The sequence below is a fragment of the Bradyrhizobium hereditatis genome (assembly GCF_020329435.1).
Lineage (GTDB): Bacteria > Pseudomonadota > Alphaproteobacteria > Rhizobiales > Xanthobacteraceae > Bradyrhizobium > Bradyrhizobium hereditatis.
Genome location: NZ_JAGKJK010000020.1, coordinates 14,929 through 34,074 on the forward strand (window position 1 = coordinate 14,929; position 19,146 = coordinate 34,074).

Consider the following 19,146-nt stretch of genomic DNA (forward strand, 5'->3'; position numbering starts at 1 on the left):
TTGCGCGTGAGCGACGCTGACGATCAGCCCTGCCGATGAGCTTCCGCCATCGCGACGATCACCTTGCGCGGCCCCTTGAATGGAGCGCGCGCGTGCGCGGTGAGCATGTTGTCGAGCATCACCACGTCGCCGGCCTGCCAGGGAAAGCTGATCTTGTGTTTCTCCAGGACAGCACGAACGGTGGACAGCGTTTCATCATCGATCGGGGAGCCGTCGCCGTAGAAAACGTTGCGCGGCAGATCGACTTCGTCGCCGACCACGTCGAGCAGGCTCTCGCGCACTTCGGGCTCAAGATTGGACACGTGGAACAGATGCGCCTGATTGAACCAGACCCACTCGCCTGTCACCGGATGTCGCGCGGTGCCCTGGCAGACCTGGCGCGTACGAAGCTCGCCGTCTTCCTTCCACTCGCATTCGATGTCATGCCCGGCGCAGTAAGCTTCGACCTCCGATCTGGAGTCGGTGCCGAACACCTGCTGCCAATCGACATCGAGGCCGTTGCCGTAATTCCGCACATACATCACGCCCTTCTCAGTGAACCGCTCTCGGATCGCCGCCGGCATATCGCGATAGATCGCGCGACTGTCGGCGATCGGTGTCTCGCCGCCCTCGAGCGCCGGCTGCATGCAATAGAACCAGATCTTCATCGGCCAATCGCGCGTATAGGCCTGCTCGTTATGGAGCGGGATATGCTGGTGCGGTGGATATTCGGTGGAGGTGTAAACGCCGGAGGTGACCTGCGAACGCGGCGTCGATCCAAACTCATAGGTGAGCAGCGGATGACCGAAACCGGCCGCAAACGCCCGGAACGCATCAGCTCCATCGAGCGAGAAATCGCGAAACATGATGCCGCCGCAATCGGTGAGATGCCGATCGATCGTGTCGCGCAGCAAGGGAAGCGCTTCGCCAAGCGGCTGCCCGACCGTATCGGCCTTGAGCAGCAACGGAAGGCGCTGGCCCTCAATGAGTGGCTGGACGGAGAATACGCTCATGATCCTCGCTCCGATGCAAACCAATCGATCGCCCCGATTGCCGGGACAGCGCGGCGCCGATCAGGTCGATCAGCTCAGCCTGCTGCGTGTGAATGAAGAAGTGATGTCCCGGCAGCATGTCGAGCCTGAACGACGCCGAGGTCTCCTGCCGCCAGGCCTCCAGCGCTTCATGACTGGTCTCGTCCTCAGTGCCGCCGAAGACGTGTACGGGGCATGGCAACTGATGCCGCGGCCGATAGACATAAGCGCCACACATCAGGAAATCGGCACGGAGCACCGGCAGCGCCGACCGCATCAGCTCCGCATTCGACAGCGCCTCATCCGGCGTTCCCCGCAGGTTGCGCAATTCGTGCAGCAGCGCCTCGTCGCTGAGCGGCAGGCGCCATTTGCTACCGTCTCGAACGGCCGGCGCCTCCGCGCCTGACGCAAAGAGAATGCTTGGCGCGGGCGCACCGTGATCGATCAGGCTATGCGCGAGCTCGAACGCAATCACCGCACCAAGGCTGTGCCCGAACAGGGCGTAAGGCCCGTCAAGCTGCGCGCCAAGCTCACGAGCGAGCTGAGATGCGAGCAAGCGCGGATCGGTCGCGAGCGGTTCGTCCATGCGCGCGCCGCGCCCGGGCCACTCCACCGGGTGGACATCGACCCACGACGGCAGAAGCCTGCGCCACCGCGCATAGATCATGGCGCTGCCGCCGGAGTAAGGCAGACAAAGAAGCCGCATCGGAAGACTGGGCTCCGCTGACTAGGACGACTGCTGTTGCGCCGTTTCGTCCATGAATTTGCGCAAGCTGAGCGGGCGCATGTCGGTCCACACCTGTTCGATGTGATCGAGACATTCCTTCTTGCTGCCCGTCTTGCCGACAGCTTTCCAGCCGTTCGGAATTTCCTTGAATGTCGGCCAGATGGAGTATTGCTCTTCGTGATTGATAACAACGGTGAAGGTCACGTCGTCTCTGTCGAACACCATCATTGGTTCGGCCCCTTCTTCAGAAAACGAAAGCAATGACGTTTGACTAAGTCAGAAGCAAATGATGGTCAAAGCAATAACGGCGCCGAAGTTTTTAATAGCTCCAAGGTGGCGATCACATGACACGATGCAACCTCCGCGCTTGCGCGCTGATGCGCGTGACAAGTCACTGATTTGCAAAACGATACGCGGTTTCTTGCGATTCTAGTTTGCGACAGCGGAACTATTTTCGAGATTCGAGAATCGGACACTAGCGTGAGGAGAATCTTTCATCGCATTGTCATCAATTTCGATAAGTGAACTTTTGCTGACAATGCAGATCAAAGAAAAACCGCCGCGGATGAGTCCGCGGCGGCTTGAAGTGCAAGTGATGGGATCGGCGCTGTGTTCAGAAGTTGAACGTCGTCGACAAGAGATACGTGCGTGGAGCGGCAAGCGATACAGCGCTACTGACCGTGCGATAGGAATTCCAGTACGCCTCGTTGAAAACATTCTCGACATTGGCGCGGATGACGATCGGCTTGCCGTTCCAGGGTGAAAGGAAAGTGTAGCGCGCGCCGAGGTCAACTCGTGTCCATGCCGGCAGCTCCTGCGTATTCGCATCGTTGGCGTAACTCTCGCTCGTGTGAATGACCCGGCCCGTTAGCGTAAGCCCGGGCAGGAAAGGGGTATCCCATTCGGCACCCAAATTGAGGTTCACCGCCGACACTCCCACTGGCGTCTTGCCGTTGAAGTTGAAGATCAATGATCCAACCGAGGTCGATTGCCTGATCACTTCGCCGTCAATCAGAGTGACGCCGCCCAGAATGCGAACCGTCGGCGAAATCTCGCCAAAGGCATAGAGCTCTACACCGCGATTTTGCTGCTCGCCGGCAAGCCGCCTTGCGGGCAAAGTCTGTCCGGGCACGGCGACCGCTATTATGTTCGGACTGGTGATATCGAACCAGCTCGCAGTGACGGTGACGCGGCCCATGTCGACCTTGACACCGGCTTCCTTCTGCTTGGTCTGAGCGGGCGGAATAATTTCTCCGACATTCGAGTAGGTCGTAACTCCGGTGACAACTTCCGGCGCTTTGAGGCCTTCAATGTAGTTCGCGTAGAGCGAGACGTTTTCCAGCGGCTTTACGATTACTGCATAACCAGGACTCCAGGTCGGAACATCGACGCTCGATTTGGCGGCGGTCAGAAGGTTCGCACTGTCCACAGCCGCTGTCTGCCGCCTGGCCCCGACGATGAGTTGAAGTCTATTGTTAAACATCGACATCGTATCGGCGATGCCGACACTGGTAAGCCTTGTCTGAGTTTCAAGATTTTGGGCGACAGTCGTGAAGTTCGGGTAAGGGATTGGGACCGGATTGTACAGGTTTGAATTGACAGCAGCGGCTGCCCTGCCGAACGAACTGTAATCCCGCTCGAAGGCGGAATAGTTAACGGTCAGGAGGTGGTTGATGGGGCCGGTGTCGACCGAGGCACGCACGCCGACCTCACCCGCATAATTGTCATAGACATCGCGTCCATTGAAGGGAACGGCCGTCCAGTTGCCATTGGCGCTTGTGATGCGCGGCGACGGATAGATATAATCGATCTCGCTCCTGTGGTATCCAACCGCGCCATATGCAGTGACCGACTCGGTCAGATCGACCTCGCCGCGCGTCATCGCGAACGCATCCCTCGGTTTCCATGTCGCCCAGTCCGGCATGTAATTGGTGCCGGGCTTCGGTGCGGCTGGAACAGGAATAGTGGTGGCAAAAGGAGGGCTGGTGGTGAACGTCAGGAACCGCAGCGGCGGCTTCAGGTTTTCAGCTTGGTAACCGATATCCGTGGAGAAACGCACACGCTCGCCGCGGTAGTCGAGATTGAGCACGGCGTTGCCAAACTCATCAGTCTGCCGGTCGAATGCGGTCGATCCACCGCGTCCCAGACCATTAAACCGGATTCCCCATTCCTTGTTTTCACCGTAGCGCCGGGCGACATCGGCCTGCATTCCGAACTGCGACTTTGATGCATAAAGTGCGGTCAGTTGCGTGATGTCGAAGTAGGGAGCGCTCTTCGTCACGAGGTTGATGCTGCCTCCGATGGCACCTGCTGGCGGCATGCCGTTGAGCAGTACGCCCGGCCCCTTCAGAACCTCGACACGCTCGAGGAAGTTAGCCGATGTTGAATAGAACGGCGCCATTCCATAGAGGCCGTTCATGGAATAGTCGCCGCTGTCGTGGTAGAAGCCCCTGATGTAGAGGCCATCGATGCCGTTGCCGGCGGGCGTCTTCATCCGGACCGAAGGATCATTGTATAGGACATCGCCAACGGTACGTGCCTGTTGGTTCTGAATCAGCTCAGCTGTGTAGCTGGTCTGGTTGAACGGCGTGTTCATGACGCCGCGATTGCCGAGAAATCCAAGCCGAGCTCCCGTTGCAACCTGTCCGCCGGCATAGGGCGCCGGGGGCGCACCGAGCGTTCCAGTGGAGGGCGTCACGTACGGCACCGGCTCGACCCTGCGAGGCGCTGGCGCAGCGACACGGCGTTGCACGCGTGACGTGGACGTTTGCGATCTCTGACTCGCCTGCCGTGGTTTTGGCTGTGAGGGAGCATCCACCGTCACCGGCGGCAAATTTTGTGCGAACGCTTGCTGGCCAGTCGAAACATCCAGTGAAAGCGCGAGGTAACTCACCGCTCCCAGCGAAACAGCGCGCACAACATTTCTCGCCGCGACTTCATACGTCATACTTCCACCCCAAAGGCCCACAAGCAGGTTCCTGCTCGTTCTAACTTCCGAAGTGGAAACAGCGAGTAGAAGCTATCTAAGGTGATGATGCGTGCACACAGCAGATTGCGTCAGTGGCGATAGAGCAACACCACACACTTTCTAATTGTTCAAAATTGTAGCACCAAGATTCTTAAGCGTTCAAACACGCGCTCACGCAGATGAATTTCGTTTCGCGAGATTCGACACGCCATCACATTTTGAATCTTTCTAGTTTTTATCCGTTCTAATTTTTAGCGTGACCATCAAGCGTGGCAACAGATGGAATCATCACTGCGCCCTTGCACGCGTTGAAACCTTTTCAGTCCAACAGGTTGCGCAGAACTCGCATGAAGACTCTCGCACCGATTTCAATGAGTTCATCGGGAAAATCATAGTTCGGCTCGTGCAAGCTTGGATGCTGCTCCCCTGCGCCAAGGAAGAACATCGCGGATTTGGAGCGAGCGTTGAATCGCCCGAAATCCTCCGAACCACGCATCGGAAGACCTTGCGCAGAGTGACGCACGCCTTCCGCATCGAGCGCGGCTTTCAGGTGCACAACGGCCTCCGCATTATTCAAGCAGTGACTGAACACGTCGCGGTAGGTGATTCTGACCTGCAGCCCCTCGCTCGCCGCCACACGTTGCACCAGATCTTCTGCCTGCAGACGTATCAACTCCATTGTCGAATCAGTCAGCGTCCTCAGCGTTACCCAGAGTTCGGCCTGACCGGGCGAGATGCCGAATGCCGGCTCTCCGAGCCTCGCATGGGTGACCGTCACCATGGAGAACGCTTCATCCAGGGCGCCGCCTCGTCCCAATGCAGTGATTTCGTTCAATAGCGTTGCGATGGCCCGCTGCGGCGAAATGCCGAATTCGGGGCTGGAGGCGTGCGCGGTTCGCCCGGTTAGAACGATCTGCATCCCGCGCGACGCGCAATTGACCAGGCCTTCGGCAATTGAAACCTGCCCGAGCGGAAGTCCCGGCAAATTGTGCAGCGAGAAGACAAAGTCGGGCCGCACCTGATCGAACTTCGCATCGACGAGGACGGCCGCGGCGCCAGAGCCGTCCTCTTCAGCCGGCTGAAACAGAAGCACCGCTCGCCCCCGCTTTGGGCGTTGCCGACCGAGGCCGCGCGCAACCGCCGCCAGAATGGTCATGTGACCGTCATGACCACAGAGATGCGCCTTTCCTGGCATCGATGATCGGTACGCCAGTTCCGAGGTCTCCTGTATCGGCAACCCATCGAGCTCGGCTCGCAGCAGGATGGTCGGGCCGGGTTCATCTCCCTGGTAGATTCCAAGCACGCCATGCCCGCCAAGTCCCGCGACGACCTTGTCGGCGCCGGCAGCGTGGAGGAGCGCCTGCACGGTCAGCGCCGTCTCCTCTTCCTCTCCCGATAGTTCAGGCTTGCGATGGAGTTCCCGGCGCCATGCAGTCAATTCAATCAGATCGTGCTCAGTCAGGAACATGGGGTCGTTCTCGACACCGGGGCAACGGACCGGACTTGGGGCATCCCGCCGTTTGTGCGCGATCGATCGGATCGACAGAAACTGCCTGCCCTTCGCCTGCAGCTCGAATTCCGGACACCCACAAGAAATGACCGTTCGCTAGCCGCGCATCATAGCCTACGCACGTCCGGCAACCTGCATGATACGCAGATCAGCAGGTGGAGCGGATTCCATTGAGGCCGCCAGCGCCGCCTGCAGAGCCGCAATATCCGCACGCGGATTTGGCTTCCAGCCGCAGGGACAACCGCCTTCAGAGCGATGCTGATTGGCGACTTCCTTGTAGACTGCTCCGAGCGCGGATGCGGCGAGATTCATCACGGTCATCGGCGGAAGCCGACTGGCACGAAGAACATCGCAGAAAGCGGTCATGATGGATCGGTGCATCTCTGCACCAGCAGATTCGCTGTCTGGATCTGGCTGCATCACGGCTCGCCTCCCCTTCTTTGGTCACGCGATGACAGGCGGCCGCGGCAATTCTGATGCGCTCAGAAAAAGAGCTCCGCGCAAGCGGCCCTATCAATACCGAGTACCGTTACCCTCTGATGTAGCCGGCATCAAGCTAGCGCGCGTCTACAGCAATTTGAAACATTCGAAATCGGGAAGCACGTAATCAGCCGGGAGTGCGGAGGCATGGTCAATAATTGGTGCAGCAAGCCTCTGAGATTAATTTCCCGGCACATGAACCCGGCTGACGACATGCGGTCACGCAGAGCTGGTCATCGACCCGTCGTTCAGAAACACCCTGCTCGCGAGCACATCCGATGCTTCGAGCGACATGATGTCGTCAGCCGCCAGCACACGATCGAGATCGGCGACGAGCCGATTAGCCTGGCGCAGCCGCATGCGGTCGAGCGCGTTTCGGATGGAGCGCGCGTTGGAGAACAGCGGCTGGGTCTTGCGCAGCGCGATGTAGCGGATGAACGCTTCACGCGCGTCAGCGCTGAACTTGTAATTCATGTCGCGCAACATCAGCTCGGCGATGGCAAGCAACTCCGGCTCGGAGTAATCAGGAAAATCAATGTGGTGGGCGATGCGAGAACGGAAGCCGGGATTGCTGGCGAAGAATTTGTCCATTCGATCGCCGTAACCGGCGAGGATCACCACCAGATCTTCGCGCTGCGATTCCATCACCTGCAGCAGGATCTCGATCGCTTCCTGACCGTAATCGCGCTCGTTGTCCGGCCGGTAAAGATAGTAGGCCTCGTCAATGAACAGCACCCCGCCCATCGCCTTCTTCAGCACCTCCTTGGTCTTGGGCGCGGTGTGGCCGATATATTGCCCGACCAGCTCATCACGGGTCACCGACACCACCTGGCCACGGCGTACGAAACCGAGCCTGTGGAGAATGCTCGCGATCCGCAGCGCCACCGTGGTCTTGCCGGTGCCAGGATTGCCGGTGAACGACATGTGCAGCGTCGGCACTTCCGACGTCAGGTTCAGGCGCTTGCGGATACGTTCGATCAGCAGGAGCGCTGCGATTTCGCGAATACGGGTTTTGACGGGCGTCAGCCCGATGAGTTCGCGGTCGAGCTGCGCGAGGATTTCCACGATGCCGACGGATTCAAGCTCCTCGCGAAGATTGACCGTGTTTGTCATGTCGGCGATATCCAAGTCCATCTACCAAACCCTCGACTCGATGCAGTGTCAAAAAGACTCCGTCGCTGCTTCCACAGCGACGGAGCAGTGCATCCGGCAGACGAAAGGCACGATCAGGGAGAACTCGTCTGCCGGGCCGGGTAAGCTTGCTAACCGTAACGCCGGCCCTCAGGGCGGTCGGCAGCGTATGATCTCGTCGTGTAGCGGATGTTGCGGCCAGCAACTTCATGCCGCTCGAGATGGAAGCCGGGTTCCTCCTTCGGCCGGTTGACGATGAACGATAGCCGCACCGATTCCCAGCCGTGACTGGAATCAAACGCCGACAGGCGGATGTAGCGATCGCCGTACACCTTGCGGCATTGGTTCAGCTCCATCATCACGCCGGCAGCGTCGCGAAGATCGAACATCGGCAATCCCCACATTTCCCAGAGATTGTTGCGGGGATGCGGATCGTCGGTGAATTCGATGTTCACCGCCCATCCATTCTCCAGGCTATACTGCACCTGACGGGAGATCTGCTCGTCGGTGAGATCCGGCAGAAACGAGAAGCAGCCTTGGGTAATGCGCATGATTATTCGCTCCTTACATCGCGACGCTGGGCGTGGGGACGTAGTCGGGCATGTCGGTCGATTCGTAATTGAAGGTGACGTTCTTCCAGACCTCGAGCGCCGATTTCAGTGGCGTGCAGGTCTCAGCGGCCTTGGCGAGAATCTCGGGGCCCTCGTGCAGGTAGTCGCGGCCCTCATTGCGCGCGAGAATCATCGCTTCCAGCGCCACGCGGTTGGCGGTGGCGCCGGCCTGAATGCCCATGGGATGACCGATGGTGCCGCCACCGAACTGCAGGATCACGTCTTCGCCGAGATGATCGAGCAGTTGATGCATCTGCCCGGCGTGAATGCCGCCTGAGGCCACCGGCATCAGCTTGTTGAGGCTCGCCCAGTGCTGGTCGAAGAACACGCCGTGCTCCAGCCGCATCGGATTGTAGTCCTCGCGGCAGATGTCGTAATAGCCGCGCGTGGTCGCCGGATCGCCTTCGAGTTTGCCCACCACCGTGCCGGCATGGATGTGATCGACGCCGGCGAGCCGCATCCATTTCGCGATCACCCGGAACGAGACGCCGTGACTGCGCTGCCGCGTGTAGGTCGAGTGCCCAGCGCGGTGCAGATGCAGGATCATGTCATTGCGGCGCGCCCATTTGGCCATCGACTGGATCGCGGTGTAACCGATCACCAGATCGATCATGATGATGATCGAGCCGAGCTCCTTGGCAAATTCGGCGCGCTCATACATGTCCTCCATGGTGGCGGCCGTGACGTTCAGATAAGTGCCCTTGATCTCGCCGGTTGCCGCCTGTGCCTTGTTGACTGCCTCCATGCAATAGAGAAACCGCTCGCGCCAGTGCATGAACGGCTGCGAGTTGATGTTCTCGTCGTCCTTGGTGAAGTCGAGCCCGCCCTTCAGGGCCTCATACACCACACGCCCGTAGTTGCGACCCGACAGACCGAGCTTCGGCTTCACGGTGGCGCCAAGCAGCGGCCGGCCGAATTTGTCCATGCGCTCGCGTTCAACGACGACGCCTGTCGCCGGCCCCTGGAAGGTCTTCACGTAAGCTACAGGCAGGCGCATGTCCTCGAGCCGCAGCGCCTTGAGCGGCTTGAAACCGAACACATTGCCGATGATCGAGGCCGACAAATTGGCGATCGATCCGGGCTCGAACAGGTCAAGGTCGTAGGCGATATAGGCAAAATACTGTCCCGGCGAGTTCGGCACGGGATCGACGCGAAAACACTTGGCGCGATACTTCTCCGCTGCCGTCAGCCGATCAGTCCACACGACGGTCCAAGTGGCAGTTGAGGACTCGCCGGCGACCGCCGCCGACGCCTCGATCGGATCGACGCCGTCCTGTGGCGTGACGCGGAACAGCGCGATGACGTCGGTGTCCTTCGGCTGGTAATCGGGCTCCCAATAGCCCATCTTCTTGTATTCGAGGACGCCAGATTTGTAGCGATCCTTGCCGCGGACGGTCATCGAGTGCATGTTCATATCGGCCTCCTCAGGGGGTGTGCGGCGACTGGTCGGGTTTGAGCGCGTCATCAGCTCATTCTGCGGCATCGGCTATTCCTCCAATTCGTGGATCGAGTGCACCGGAGCGGTAGCGCCGCGCCATCTCGGCCAATGGGATGACCTTGATGTGGGACGCATGCCCTGCGGTGCCGAATTGCTCGAAACGCTCGCGGCAAAGATCGCGCAACCCATCCATCGCCGGTTTCAGGAATTTGCGCGGATCGAACTCGCTCCTGCTCTGAGTTGCAACTTTGCGGAACGCTGCCGTCATCGCCAGCCGGCAGTCGGTATCGATATTGACCTTGCGGACGCCGTGCTTGATGCCGCGGACGATTTCTTCGACCGGCACGCCCCAGGTCTGCGGCATCTCGCCGCCGAACTGGTTGAAGGCGTCCTGCAGCGGCTGCGGCACCGAGGATGACCCATGCATCACCAGATGTGTATTGGGCAGCCGGTGATGGATTTCCTCGACCACCCTCATCGCGAGAATGTCACCGTCCGGCTTGCGCGAGAATTTGTAGGCGCCGTGCGAAGTGCCCATCGCAATCGCCAGCGCATCGACCTTGGTGGCGCGAACGAAATCGACCGCCTGATCCGGATCGGTCAGCAGCTGATCGTGGCTGACCTCGCCTTCGACGCCATGGCCGTCCTCCTGCTCGCCGCCGCCATGCTCCAGCGAGCCGAGCACGCCGAGCTCACCTTCGACGGAGGCGCCGATCCAGTGCGCCATGTCAACCACGCGGCGGGTGATGTCGATATTGTATTCATAGCTCGCGGGCGTCTTGGCATCGGCCTTCAGCGAGCCGTCCATCATCACGGAAGTGAAACCGTGTTGCAGCGCGGTGGCGCAGGTCGATTCCTCGTTGCCGTGATCCTGGTGCAGGCAGAGCGGGATCTGCGGATACATCTCTTCCAGCGCATCGATCATCTTCGCCAGCATGATGTCGTTGGCGTAGGAGCGCGCGCCGCGCGAGGCCTGGGTGATGACGGGCGCATCGACGGCCGCTGCCGCTTCCATGATGGCAAGGCCCTGCTCCATGTTATTGATGTTGAATGCCGGCACGCCGTAGCCATGCTCGGCGGCATGATCCAGTAACTGCCTTAAGGTAATTCGCGCCATCGGAGCCTCCGTGTCACTGTTCGCGCGTGCTCATGCCGAGCGTGCCGTGATCCGCGATCGCGCGATGCAGCGCAGGGCCGCCATTGCAACGGCGTTCGCAGTGATGCCAAATTCGCGATAGAGGATTTCCGCCGGAGCAGATGCGCCGAAGCCGGTCATGCCGACAAATTCGCCGCTGTCCCCGAGCCAACGCGCCCAGTCGCCCTCGATCGCGCCCTCGATGCCGATCCGCGGGACGCGTCCGAGAACCGCGGTCCGGTATTCGCGCGATTGCCGGCGGAACAGTTCGAAGCATGGCGCCGAGACGACTGCAGCACGGACGCCTTCGTTAGCCAGCAATTTTGCCGCCGCGAGCGCGATCGAAACTTCGGAGCCGGTTGCGATCAGCGTGATGTCGCGGTCCTCCTCCGGATCGACCACAACGTAAGCCCCGAACGCGACCTGATTGACGTCACTTGTGGTATCGCGGAACGCCGGAAGCGCTTGTCGCGACAGGCACAGCACGGAGGGATTGGCGTGTGCTCGAAGGGCGCAATCCCAGGCTTCCGCGGTCTCGACGGCATCGCCGGGCCGGAACACCAGCAGATTGGGGATCGCTCGAAGCGATGCCAGGTGTTCGACCGGCTGATGGGTGGGACCATCCTCGCCCAGCCCGATGGAGTCGTGCGTCATCACGTGAACGACGCGAATATTCATCAGCGCCGCCAGCCGGATCGCTGGACGGCTGTAATCAGCGAAGCTGAGGAACGTGCCGCCGTAGGGGATGAAACCGCCGTGCAGCGCGATGCCGTTCATTGCCGCCGCCATGGCGTGCTCGCGGACGCCGTAGTGAACATAGCTGCCTTCGAAGGAGCCGGGCTGTACCGGTCGCTGGCTCCTCGCCCGCGTCAGGTTGGAGTGAGTTAGATCCGCCGAGCCACCAAGCAGATTGGGCAGCACTTCGGCGATCGCATCGATCACGCGCTGCGATGCCTGCCGGGTGGCAATATTCGGCTGCTCGGTCGCCAAGTCATCGCGCAGCCGTGTCATTGCCTGCGCATAGCTGCACGGCAGGTTGCGATTCAGCGCATCGTGAAATGGCGAACGGGAATCAGAACACGGACGCCTCGTCCGCTCGATCCAGCAGCGGCGGGCGGCACGCCCGCGGCAGCCCGCCTCACGCCACTTCGCGAGGACTGCTTCGGGGATCTCGAATGGCGCATACGGCCACTTCAGCACCTCGCGCGTCTTGCCGGTTTCCTCGCCGCCCAGCGGCGCGCCATGGACTTTTTCGGTGCCTTGCCGGTTCGGCGCGCCGTAGCCGATGACAGTGCGGCAGGCGATCAGCGACGGACGGTCGCTGTTGCGCGCCCGCTCGATCGCGGCAGCGATTGCTTCGGGATCGTGGCCGTCGATCCGGCAGGCGGACCATCCCGCAGCGTTGAACCGTGCGAGCTGATCATCCGAACAGGATAGCGACGTGGCGCCGTCGATCGAGATTTCATTGTCGTCGAACAGCACGATCAGGCGATTGAGCCTGAGATGCCCGGCCAGCGAGATCGCCTCGTGGCTGATCCCCTCCATCAGGCAGCCATCGCCCGCGATAACGTAGGTGAAATGGTCGACGCAATCGTCGCCAAAACGGGCATTCATCAGCCGCTCGGCCAGCGCCATGCCGACGGCGGTGGCAATGCCCTGCCCGAGCGATCCGGTGGTCGTCTCCACTCCCGCCGTATGACCATACTCGGGATGTCCCGGCGTCTTTGAGCCCCACTGCCGGAAGGCCCTGAGCTCACTCAGCGTCATGCCTTCGTATCCCGTGAGATACAGCAGCGCATACAGCAGCATCGAGCCATGGCCGGCCGACAAAACGAAACGGTCCCGATCCGGCCACGCCGGGTCCGAGGGATCGAATTTGAGGAAGCGCGAAAACAGCACGGTTGCGACGTCAGCCATGCCCATCGGCATGCCCGGATGACCGGATTTGGCCTTCTCGACCGCGTCGATCGCCAGGAAACGGATAGCGTTTGCCATCTCCGCATGTGACACATCGGGACGGCTTGCTGTGCGGGACAGGACGGGAGCGTTCATATCGTTCGCCTCTTGCGTTCCATCAGTTGCAGGATCAGCGGAGTGAGGATGAGCTGCATCGCCAGATCGAGCTTCGCCCCGTGGATCACGATCGAGTTGGCGCGCGACATGAAGCTGTGCGGAATCATCGAGAGCAGATAGGGAAAATCGATGCCGCGCGGATTCTTGAGGCGGATCACCACCATCGATTCATCCGGCGTCGGGATCCACCGCGCGATAAACGGATTCGACGTATCGACGGTCGGCACGCGCTGGAAATTGATGTCGGTCTCGGCGAACTGCGGACAGATGTAGTTCACGTAATCAGGCATCCGCCGCAGGATGGTGTCGGTCACCGCCTCGGCGCTATAGCCGCGGTCGCGACGATCGCGATGCAGCTTCTGGATCCATTCCAGGTTGATCACCGGCACGACGCCGATCTTGAGATCGGCATGCTGCGCCACGTTGACCTTGTCGGTCACGACGGCGCCGTGCAGGCCTTCGTAGAACAGCAGGTCGGAACCTTCCGGCAATTGCTCCCATTCGGTGAACGTGCCTGGCTTGGCGCCGTACAGCTTCGCCTCTTCGTCGTCGTGGACGTAATGGCGCGTCATGCCGGTGCCGGATTCACCGTAATCGCGAAACACTCTTTCGAGTTCTTCGAACAGATTTGTCTCAGGGCTGAAATGGCTGAAAAGCTTATTGCCGCGCTCGGCCTCCTCCCGCATCTTGGTGCGCATCTCGAAACGATTATAACGATGGAAGGCGTCGCCCTCGATGTAAGCCGCAACCACCTTTTCGCGGCGGAATATCTGCTCGAACGTCTTCTTCACCGACGTCGTGCCGGCGCCCGACGAACCCGTAATCGATATGATGGGATGAGCCCGCGACATCGTAAGCGCCCCGTCAGAGAAACAGTCCGCGCCGCGCGAATAGGGGCGCATCGCTATTGTCAAACATCGGTTCGATCCGCTCGTGGATGGCGGCGACGTCGCGCACGGCGCGCGCGGAACCCATGATCAGCGGCACCCGCTGGTGCGGAGTCTTCGCGCCCAGCTCAAGAATTCGCCGCCGCCCGGTCGAGGCCGCACCGCCCGCCCATTCCATGATCAGCGCCATCGGATGCGCTTCGTACAGCAGACGAATCCTGCCTTCGCGATAGCTGGGGCGGGCATCGGCCGGATAAAGAAACACGCCGCCACGCGCCAGGATGCGCAGCGATTCCGCAACCAGCGAACCGATCCAGCGCATGTTGAAATCTGCTTCGCTACCGCCGCTGGTGCCGGCCAGACATTCATCGATGTAGGCGCGAACGGGACCATGCCAGTGCCGGCGATTGGATGCATTGATGGCGAACTCCGGCGTATCGCGCGCGACCTGCACCGCTTGCCGGATCAGCAAAAATGCCCGTGAGCGCCTGTCGAGAATGAAGATATCGACACGCGCGTTGAGCGCGAGAACGAGCGTGGTCTGCGGACCGTAGACGATGAAACCTGCGGCGCACTGCGCCGTGCCGGGCTCGAAGAAGGTCGAAAGGATGTCATTGCCCCGCGGGCGGATCGAAAAGATGGTGCCCATCGAGATGTTGTTTTCAAGGTTAGCCGATCCATCGAGCGGGTCGATCGCAACACAGAGGCACGCCTCGGGCCGAAAGGTTTCCGGCAGCTCCGCTTCCTCGGAAAGAACCGCCGCGACCGGCGCAGCGCGCAGCGCGCGCCGCATCATGCCGTCAGCGATGATGTCGATGTCCTTTTGCCGGTCACCATCGGAATTGACGCCGCCATCCTGTCCATTGATGCCCGCAAGCGGTCCATCGGCTATCAGTGCAGCGAGCTCGATTGCAGCAAGGGCAATGGCTTCAATCACCGCACCGACCGCAGCGCCGTGTGGGATGCGCGGAACGGATTGATCGAGATGTGAACGCAGCGTCACGCGTTCGTCCATGGCCGTCTCCCCGGGCGCGCTCTCTGGCGCGGTCGAAGCGTCCGCCGGTCTGGCGAGCCGCTCTGTTTAAGGAAACGCAATTTGCCGAATTAGGGAAATTTTGTTATCTTTGGTCAGAGCAAAGTTTTTATTATAATGGGCGTGCTCATGGCTGGCCGGCTGCTACGGGAATTGACCATCCGCCAATTGCGCGCGCTGGCCGCCGTGCAGAAGCATCGCTCGGTGACCGCGGCGTCGAAGCAGCTCTACCTGACGCAGCCCGCGGTGACACTGCAGCTGCGCAACCTGCAGGCGGTCGCAGGATTGCCGCTGATCCAGCGCACCGGCGACGGCATGCTGCTAACGGATGCCGGGCGCGAAGTATTGGCGCTCGCCGAGCGAATCGAGGCGGCGATCACCGACTGCGAGACCACGCTGGAGATGATGGCGGGAAAGACCGCGGGCCGCATCTCGATTGGTGCGGTCTCGACGGCGAAGTATTTCGTGCCGTTCATGATCTCCGGATTTTCAAAGCTCTATCCGAACGTTGAAATCACCCTCTCGATCGGCAACCGACAGGAGGTCGGCGAGGCACTGCGGGGTTACGATCTCGATTTCGCGATCATGGGCCGTCCGCCCGCCGACATCGACATGAACGTCCACCTGATCGGCGATCATCCCCACGTCATCATCGCGCCGACCGCACATCGGCTCGCGCGAAAATCCGGCATCGCGCCGCGCGAACTCGCCGGCGAAACTTTCCTGACGCGCGAGCCGGGATCTGGAACGCGCGGGCTGATGGAACAATTGTTCGAAAAGTCTGGCATCCGTCCCAGGATCGGTCTCGCGATGAGCAGCAACGAGACCATCAAGCAGGCGGTGATCGCAGGGTTAGGCATCGCCTTCATCTCTGCGCACACGGTCGCGACCGAACTCGACGAACGGCGCTTGGTGACCCTCGATGTCGATGGCCTGCCGATTGTGCGGCAGTGGTTCGCATTGGCGCGCAAGGACAAGGTCTTGCTGCCACCGGCGCAGGCGATGCTCGATTTCCTCAGCGCCAAGGGCAAGCAGTTCCTGCCCCGCACCCATCGCCGGCTGCGCCTCACCCGGCCATCAGTCCGCGCCAGGCGCGGCTGACGCGGTCTTCTATGGGCCTGGTGCGAGACGAGGACGCGGTCCCAACGCGGCGTCCGATGCCGCGGATCGAAGAGGTTCGTCCTTACGAACCTGCCTTTGCCTTTCGCGCAGCGATCTGCTGCAGCGCCCAGCGCGCATTCTTCCGCACATCCGGATCGGGATCGTTGGCAATCATCGCAAGGAACGGCTCGCCATCGACGCTCGCGATCTCCCCAAGCGCGGCCGCCGCTTCCTTACGCAGATTGGCTTGCTCGTGGGAGACGCAACTGCCGATCGGCCGCACCGCGCGATCGATCTTCATCCGGCCAAGGCTGCGAATCGCCTTGAGGCGAACCTGCCAAAAGGCGTCAACCACGCACGATATCAGCTGATCGGCCGCCAGCGCACCATTGGCATTGAGGCCCAATGTCTCGGCAGCCATCTCTCGAACCATCCAGTCCTCGTCCTTGAGCGCGCGGGTGATGGTCTCGGCCGCGGACTTCATCTGCGAGAACGCAAGCGCGCTCACCGCGGCTCGCCGCACATGGGCGTCGGGATCGCCGATCAGCGCGGTCAGCGCCGGAATGGACTCTTCAAGCTTGAGAAAGCCGATGACGCCGATCGCCTGCACGCGCACGGCAGCATCATGGTCATGCAACGCTTCCAGCGCCGGCTTTAAGGTATCCTTGCGGCGCAGTTCCTTGAGTGCGCGGAGCGCGCCGATCCGGACAAAAGCGTGCGCGTGCCTGACAAGCGGCAGGATCACATCGGCGCAGGCCGGATCCTTGAGCTCGGCCATGCTATCGGCTGCGGCCTGGGCGACGATCCGTTCCGGATCAACCAGGAGTCCTGCCAGCGCCTCGGCGGCCTCCGGTCCATCGAATTCGCCGAGCGCCATCGCCACCTGCTGGCGCACGCCTGCATCCGGATCGGCAACTATGCGGGCGAGATGGCCGACTGCCGCAGGATCGCCGGAATGGCCGAGCGCAATGATCGCGACGCGGCGTTCCGCCGGGTCGGCAGCCTGCAGGCGTCGCTGATCCGCAGGACATCGAGCGGGCAGACATCGACGCAGACGGTGCAGCCCTTGTCCGCGATACATTTGGCGTCATCGACGACAACCGGTACCGACGTCTGATAGGAAGCGAGGGGCATCTGAAATCTCCGTTGGGTGTTCGCCGGCTCAGGCGCTGACGCGGATACGCTGCTTGTCGTAAAGATCCTTCTCATTATCGGCGATCGGCACCACATAGGGCTGCACCGCGCGCTTCTCGCTCGTCATCTTACCGTCCCGCTTGCTGAGCAGGGTGTGGCAGAACCAGTTCTCATTGTCCTTCTCGGGAAAATCCGTCCGCAGGTGATAAAGACCCCAGCGGCTTTCCTCGCGATACAGCGAGGCGTGAACTGCCATATCGGCGCAATCCAGAATCGACTGGGTCTCAAGCGAACGCAGCAGTTCATGCGCGTTACGCGCGATCATGCGCTCTTGGGCATCCTGACGCACTTCGGCGAGCCGCCGTGCTCCGAGCAAATACTTGGCGGACACCTTCGGCGGCTGCAGATAATCGTTAACCAGGCGCCGCGTCTTGTATTCGATCTGGTTCGGCGGAATGCCGTCCTCGCGCCTGGTCGGCGCCAGCACGCGCTCGCGTTCCCGCGCGACGTCTTCGGCATCGACATCAGCGAAATCATGACTATCGGCGAATTCCATGGCGTCGATGCCGGCGACCGAGCCGTTGGTGAACGCGCCGAGCATGTAGTTGTGGGGCACGCTCGCCATATCACCTGCGGCATAAAGGCCAGGCACGGTGGTGCGCGCGCAGTCGTCGACGAACACGCCGGAGGCACTATGGCCCGAGCAGAAGCCGATCTCCGAGATATGCATCTCAATCGATTCGTGCCGGTAATCGACGCCCCGCCCCTGCTGAAACAGGCCGCGCGTTGGCCTCTCCACCTTGTGCAGCGTTGATTCGATCTCCTCGATCGTCTTCTCGTGCAGGTGCTTGAGCTGCAAGAACACCGGGCCCTTACCCGACAGTAGCTCGTTGTAGAACTCCAGCATCATCTGGCCCGACCAGTAGTCGCATTCGATGAAGCGCGAACCTTGGTTGTTGGCGGTATAGGCGCCGAATGGACCGGCGACATAGGCGCAGGCCGGGCCGTTATAGTCCTTGATCAGCGGGTTGATCTGAAAGCATTCGAGGTTCGCGAGCGCGGCACCCGCGTGATAGGCCATGGCGTAGCCGTCGCCGGAATTGGCCGCATTCTCGTAGGTGCCGAACATGTAGCCCGAGGTCGGCAGCCCAAGCCGGCCCGCGGCGCCCATGCACAGAATCACCGCCTTGGCCTTGATGACGAGGAATTCGGCCGTGCGGGTGTTCACGCTGATGACGCCGGCCGCACGGCCGTCGGCCGCCTTTAGCAGGCGGGTCGCCATGTAGCGGTTGGAGATCAGGATGCGCGCGCGGCGAAGCTGGCGGTACAGCGCCTTCTTCACGGTTTCGCCATTCGGCATCGGCAGCACATAGGTGCCGATGTGGTGCACCTTCTTGACAGCGTAGTCGCCGTTCTCGTTCTTCAGGAAGCGGATGCCGAAACTGTCGAGTTCCTCAATGATCTTGTAGCAGTTCTGCGCGTATTTATAGACCGCCTTCTGATCGACGATGCCGTCATTGGCGATGGTGATTTCCTTTGTGTACTGTTCCGGCGTCGCATAGCCGGGAATGACCGCGTTGTTGAGCCCGTCCATGCCCATCGAAATGGCGCCGGAGCGTTTGACGTTCGCCTTCTCGAGCAAGACCACGTTCGCTTTGGGATTTTTGAGCTTCGCCTTAAGCGCCGCCATCGGGCCGGCCGTCCCGCCGCCGATGACGAGCACGTCGCAGGACACCTCCGAGAGACCGTCGACAATCGCATCCATCGTCATCATTCGCTCCTGGTTCGACGGCATGAATGGGCCACCGTTGCATCAGATTTCGTCAGAGGGGCCTATGGGCGATAGCAATTAGTTGTCGCCCGACGGAGAAAGTCAGTTTTTGGTCCGTTTGCCCAAAGCACAGCCGT

The 19,146-nt window shown here is 61.0% G+C and carries 17 protein-coding genes; 1 reads left to right on the forward strand and 16 read right to left on the reverse strand.

Translation table 11 applies throughout. The features are described 5' to 3' along the window. Positions 1–23: 23 nt before the first annotated feature. The 13 genes from J6524_RS31915 to J6524_RS31975 all read right to left on the reverse strand — a co-directional run bounded on the left by J6524_RS31915 (position 24) and on the right by J6524_RS31975 (position 14,985). Positions 24–992: a TauD/TfdA family dioxygenase gene (locus J6524_RS31915; RefSeq protein ID WP_225677867.1), complete on the reverse strand. Its 969-nt coding sequence runs from the start codon at positions 990–992 to the stop codon at positions 24–26. Further along, entirely contained in the window at positions 961–1,716 is a 756-nt protein-coding gene (locus tag J6524_RS31920) for a thioesterase II family protein (RefSeq protein ID WP_225677868.1), read from the reverse strand. The genes J6524_RS31915 and J6524_RS31920 overlap by 32 nt, the downstream gene beginning before the upstream one ends. Before the next feature lie 21 nt (positions 1,717–1,737). Then, positions 1,738–1,965, reverse strand: a complete 228-nt coding sequence (locus tag J6524_RS31925) for an MbtH family protein (protein WP_225677869.1) — start codon at positions 1,963–1,965, stop codon at positions 1,738–1,740. A 385-nt stretch (positions 1,966–2,350) separates the two neighbouring features. Continuing rightward, the gene (locus J6524_RS31930) at positions 2,351–4,684 is read right to left on the reverse strand and encodes a TonB-dependent receptor (protein ID WP_225677870.1); all 2,334 of its coding nucleotides are present in this window, start codon (positions 4,682–4,684) and stop codon (positions 2,351–2,353) included. 340 nt (positions 4,685–5,024) lie between these two features. Further along, entirely contained in the window at positions 5,025–6,173 is a 1,149-nt protein-coding gene (locus J6524_RS31935) for an amidohydrolase (protein ID WP_225677871.1), read from the reverse strand. A 156-nt stretch (positions 6,174–6,329) separates the two neighbouring features. Then, positions 6,330–6,638, reverse strand: a complete 309-nt coding sequence (locus J6524_RS31940; protein WP_225677872.1) for a hypothetical protein — start codon at positions 6,636–6,638, stop codon at positions 6,330–6,332. 276 nt (positions 6,639–6,914) lie between these two features. Then, positions 6,915–7,808 (reverse strand): CbbX protein, encoded by an 894-nt coding sequence (gene cbbX / locus J6524_RS31945; protein ID WP_225677873.1) that lies wholly within the window; start codon positions 7,806–7,808, stop codon positions 6,915–6,917. A 149-nt stretch (positions 7,809–7,957) separates the two neighbouring features. Next, a complete protein-coding gene (locus J6524_RS31950) occupies positions 7,958–8,377 on the reverse strand; it encodes a ribulose bisphosphate carboxylase small subunit (protein ID WP_225677874.1) in 420 nt (139 codons plus the stop codon). Positions 8,378–8,390: 13 nt separating this feature from the next. After that, on the reverse strand, positions 8,391–9,851 hold the full coding sequence (locus J6524_RS31955) for a form I ribulose bisphosphate carboxylase large subunit (RefSeq protein WP_225677974.1): 1,461 nt from the start codon (positions 9,849–9,851) through the stop codon (positions 8,391–8,393). Between the two features lie 55 nt (positions 9,852–9,906). Further along, the gene (fba, locus tag J6524_RS31960) at positions 9,907–10,992 is read right to left on the reverse strand and encodes a class II fructose-bisphosphate aldolase (protein ID WP_225677875.1); all 1,086 of its coding nucleotides are present in this window, start codon (positions 10,990–10,992) and stop codon (positions 9,907–9,909) included. A 30-nt stretch (positions 10,993–11,022) separates the two neighbouring features. Next, positions 11,023–13,062 carry a transketolase gene (gene tkt / locus J6524_RS31965; protein WP_225677876.1) on the reverse strand — a complete coding sequence of 680 codons (2,040 nt, stop codon included), beginning with the start codon at positions 13,060–13,062 and terminating at the stop codon, positions 11,023–11,025. Continuing rightward, on the reverse strand, positions 13,059–13,934 hold the full coding sequence (locus J6524_RS31970; RefSeq protein ID WP_225677877.1) for a phosphoribulokinase: 876 nt from the start codon (positions 13,932–13,934) through the stop codon (positions 13,059–13,061). The genes tkt and J6524_RS31970 overlap by 4 nt, the downstream gene beginning before the upstream one ends. Before the next feature lie 13 nt (positions 13,935–13,947). After that, positions 13,948–14,985, reverse strand: coding sequence for a class 1 fructose-bisphosphatase (locus J6524_RS31975; protein WP_225677878.1), 1,038 nt, complete (start codon positions 14,983–14,985; stop codon positions 13,948–13,950). A 147-nt stretch (positions 14,986–15,132) separates the two neighbouring features. On the opposite strand from J6524_RS31975, the gene J6524_RS31980 reads away from it, so the two are divergent. Beyond that, entirely contained in the window at positions 15,133–16,104 is a 972-nt protein-coding gene (locus J6524_RS31980) for a LysR family transcriptional regulator (protein ID WP_225677879.1), read from the forward strand. A gap of 82 nt (positions 16,105–16,186) precedes the next feature. Here J6524_RS31980 and J6524_RS31985 read toward each other — a convergent pair whose 3' ends face one another. The 3 genes from J6524_RS31985 to J6524_RS31995 are packed head-to-tail and all read right to left on the reverse strand — an operon-like array spanning position 16,187 to position 19,009. After that, complete coding sequence (locus J6524_RS31985) at positions 16,187–17,113, reverse strand: HEAT repeat domain-containing protein (protein ID WP_312002519.1); 927 nt, start codon at positions 17,111–17,113, stop codon at positions 16,187–16,189. Then, on the reverse strand, positions 17,020–17,238 hold the full coding sequence (locus J6524_RS37755; RefSeq protein WP_312002516.1) for a 4Fe-4S dicluster domain-containing protein: 219 nt from the start codon (positions 17,236–17,238) through the stop codon (positions 17,020–17,022). The genes J6524_RS31985 and J6524_RS37755 overlap by 94 nt, the downstream gene beginning before the upstream one ends. A gap of 28 nt (positions 17,239–17,266) precedes the next feature. Next, complete coding sequence (locus tag J6524_RS31995; RefSeq protein ID WP_225677880.1) at positions 17,267–19,009, reverse strand: fumarate reductase/succinate dehydrogenase flavoprotein subunit; 1,743 nt, start codon at positions 19,007–19,009, stop codon at positions 17,267–17,269. Positions 19,010–19,146 lie beyond the last annotated feature (137 nt).

Coding starts and splice junctions, on each gene's coding strand:
- J6524_RS31915 (WP_225677867.1), bottom strand. CDS start 992: ATGAGCGTATTCTCCGTCCAGCCACTCATTGAGGGCCAGCGCCTTCCG.
- J6524_RS31920 (WP_225677868.1), bottom strand. CDS start 1,716: ATGCGGCTTCTTTGTCTGCCTTACTCCGGCGGCAGCGCCATGATCTAT.
- J6524_RS31925 (WP_225677869.1), bottom strand. CDS start 1,965: ATGATGGTGTTCGACAGAGACGACGTGACCTTCACCGTTGTTATCAAT.
- J6524_RS31930 (WP_225677870.1), bottom strand. CDS start 4,684: ATGACGTATGAAGTCGCGGCGAGAAATGTTGTGCGCGCTGTTTCGCTG.
- J6524_RS31935 (WP_225677871.1), bottom strand. CDS start 6,173: ATGTTCCTGACTGAGCACGATCTGATTGAATTGACTGCATGGCGCCGG.
- cbbX (WP_225677873.1), bottom strand. CDS start 7,808: ATGACAAACACGGTCAATCTTCGCGAGGAGCTTGAATCCGTCGGCATC.
- J6524_RS31950 (WP_225677874.1), bottom strand. CDS start 8,377: ATGCGCATTACCCAAGGCTGCTTCTCGTTTCTGCCGGATCTCACCGAC.
- J6524_RS31955 (WP_225677974.1), bottom strand. CDS start 9,851: ATGAACATGCACTCGATGACCGTCCGCGGCAAGGATCGCTACAAATCT.
- fba (WP_225677875.1), bottom strand. CDS start 10,992: ATGGCGCGAATTACCTTAAGGCAGTTACTGGATCATGCCGCCGAGCAT.
- tkt (WP_225677876.1), bottom strand. CDS start 13,062: ATGAACGCTCCCGTCCTGTCCCGCACAGCAAGCCGTCCCGATGTGTCA.
- J6524_RS31970 (WP_225677877.1), bottom strand. CDS start 13,934: ATGTCGCGGGCTCATCCCATCATATCGATTACGGGTTCGTCGGGCGCC.
- J6524_RS31975 (WP_225677878.1), bottom strand. CDS start 14,985: ATGGACGAACGCGTGACGCTGCGTTCACATCTCGATCAATCCGTTCCG.
- J6524_RS31980 (WP_225677879.1), top strand. CDS start 15,133: ATGGCTGGCCGGCTGCTACGGGAATTGACCATCCGCCAATTGCGCGCG.
- J6524_RS37755 (WP_312002516.1), bottom strand. CDS start 17,238: ATGCCCCTCGCTTCCTATCAGACGTCGGTACCGGTTGTCGTCGATGAC.
- J6524_RS31995 (WP_225677880.1), bottom strand. CDS start 19,009: ATGACGATGGATGCGATTGTCGACGGTCTCTCGGAGGTGTCCTGCGAC.